General features: G+C 64.2%; 2 protein-coding genes. Both read right to left on the bottom strand.

Going from position 1 to position 2,510, the window contains the following annotated elements; translation table 11 throughout:
• The coding region (locus B3605_RS01020; RefSeq protein WP_112945297.1) for a cytochrome c biogenesis protein DipZ at positions 1-1,871 on the bottom strand (1,871 nt) is incomplete at its 3' end.
• Positions 1,872-1,886: 15 nt separating this feature from the next.
• Complete coding sequence (msrB, locus tag B3605_RS01015) at positions 1,887-2,378, bottom strand: peptide-methionine (R)-S-oxide reductase MsrB (RefSeq protein WP_112945296.1); 492 nt, start codon at positions 2,376-2,378, stop codon at positions 1,887-1,889.
• Positions 2,379-2,510: the final 132 nt, after the last annotated feature.

Genomic DNA, 2,510 nt, shown 5'->3' with positions numbered 1-2,510 from the left:
CCGAAGGTGAAGGCGTAGGCTTGTACGCCGGGATCAAGAAAGCGGATTTCGAATGTGTGGTCGCCAACGGCGCCCGGCTCGCGGATGAGCTGGTAGAGCCGCTGTGCGGTCACGGTACCGTTGCCATCGGCATCGGTATCGGCCCCATGTCCGTCACCGGGCGGCTTGCCATCGACGGTCACCTGGAAGCGCACCGGTTTGCCGTCGGCACCCGGGCCGAGCACCAGATGCAGATCGCGGGCATGGAAGCGGTAGTAGATGCTACCGTCCTTGTCGTTCAACGCGGCCTGCTCGGATCCAACAGTCCAGTTGCCCGTCAGGCCCCATTCGTTGAGCCGCGGTGTCGCCGCGACATAGGTATGGGCGGTGTCGTTGACCGTGCCCTTCTGGTCGACGAAGTTTTCGGAGCGCCGCCAGCCGACATAGGTCTCCGGCGATTGCACGTCCGCCTGGTTCGACGCGGCTTCCGCACCGGTCGCCTTCACGTCGACCATATCGGCTGCGACGTTGGCCTTGCCGGCCTCCGCCAGAAGCTGCTGGATCACCCGCTCGGAACCGTCGTAATCGCCTTCACCGAAGTGATGGTGGCGCACGCGCCCCTCGGCATCGATGAAATAATGCGCCGGCCAATACTGGTTTTCGAAGGCGCGCCAGATGGCATAGTCGTTATCGATGGCGACGGGATAGGTGATCTTGAGATCGCCGATCGCCTTCTTGACGTTGTCGATGTTCTTCTCGAATGCGAACTCCGGCGCATGCACGCCGATCACCACCAGCCCCTGATCCTTGTACTTTTCCGCCCAGGCGCGGACATAGGGAATGGCGCGCAGGCAGTTGATGCAGGAGTAGGTCCAGAAATCGACGAGAACGACTTTGCCCTTCAATGACTCCGCCGAGAGCGGCGGTGAATTGAGCCACTGTACGGCGCCATCCAGCGACGGCATCGTTCCTTCGACCGGAAGCGCTTCAGCGGCAGCCTTCTTCGGCCCGCCCTTCATCATCATCGCGTTCGAGCCGGCCATCATCGCATTGTTGCCGGACATCATGGCCGGAGAATTGCCGGACATCATCATCTGGTTGCTGCCGCTCATGGCGTCGCCCTTCATGACAACGGAGGCGGTATTCTCCGCCATCTGCTGTTGGGGATGCAGCTTGTCGATCAGGCTCTGCTCCAGCGTACCCGTGCTGGCCAGCGAGGCCTGCGTGAGGAAACCGGTGTCGAGACCGAGACCGATCGCCACCACAGCCGCCAGAACGGCAACGCCAAGCCCGCGACGCACCCATTCGCCGACGCCAAGCGACCGCTTCATCGCCTGATACACCCGGCCGCCGATCAAAAGCGCCAGCGCCAACGACGTCGCCGCACCCAAAGCGTAGGCGAGCAGCAGCAACGTCGTGCCGACGCTCGCTCCCTGCAACGCCGCCCCCGTCAGGATCAGGCCGAGAACCGGGCCGGCGCAGGGCGCCCAGAGCAACCCCGTGGCAACCCCCAGCAAGGCCGACGCCGCGACGGTCGATCCGCCGCTTCGAGTACCGCGATCGGCCGATTGCGACAGCCGCGCCCCGAGCGATACCAGCGGCCGCGTCAGATAATCCGACAGGGCCGGGAAAAGCAGGATGATGCCGAAGACGGCGAGCAGCACAAGCGCCGCATAGCGGCCATACTCGTTGGCCTGCACCGCCCAGCCGCCACCGAGCGCCGCCAGCGTCGCAACGGCCGCGAAGGTCGCCGCCATGCCGACAAGCATCGGCAGCGTGCTGCGCAGAAACGGCTGGCCGGCGCGCGCGAAGACGAACGGCAGCACCGGCAGGATGCAGGGGCTGACGATGGTCAGCACGCCCCCGAGATAAGCGAGAATGAAGAGGATCATGACAGGTCCCGTTGATCAGGCCGAAGCCGGATGAAATGTCAAAGCGACACCGTTCAGGCAGTAGCGCAGGCCGGTCGGTTGCGGCCCGTCGTCGAACACATGCCCGAGATGACCGCCGCAGCGGCCGCAATGCACCGCTTCGCGCACCATGCCGAACTGCGTGTCGCGCGTCGTGCCGACGACCTTTGTGTCAAGCGGCGCCCAGAAGCTCGGCCATCCCGTGCCGCTGTCGAATTTGGTCGCGGATGCAAAGCCGTCCTGACCGCAGCCGGCGCAGGCGAAGTTCCCCTTCCGCTCTTCGTGAAGCAGGGCGCTGGTGAAGGGGCGCTCCGTCCCCTCCTCGCGCAGGACGGCATATTGATCCGCTGTCAGCATCTTCTTCCACTCGGCATCCGTATGCGTGACGGGAAAGGTCTCAGCGGCCGAAACCTTCGAACGACCCAGCACAAGCGGCAGGCCGATCGCGGCAAGGCCGGCACTGAAGAGCAGTCTGCGTCTATTCATCATCTCGTGGTCTCCTCGACGGTATGAAGTGTGTCTGACAGCAAGTACGGGCGGCGCAGCCATTTTGTTACGCGCCCCACGCGAAATACCTCGCACCCGCCAAAGCGCCGCCTGCCGCATCAGCTGAGCAATATA

This window comes from Rhizobium sp. UBA1881, from assembly GCF_002338015.1.
Lineage (GTDB): Bacteria > Pseudomonadota > Alphaproteobacteria > Rhizobiales > Rhizobiaceae > Rhizobium.
This window is presented reverse-complemented; position numbering and strand designations above follow the sequence as displayed.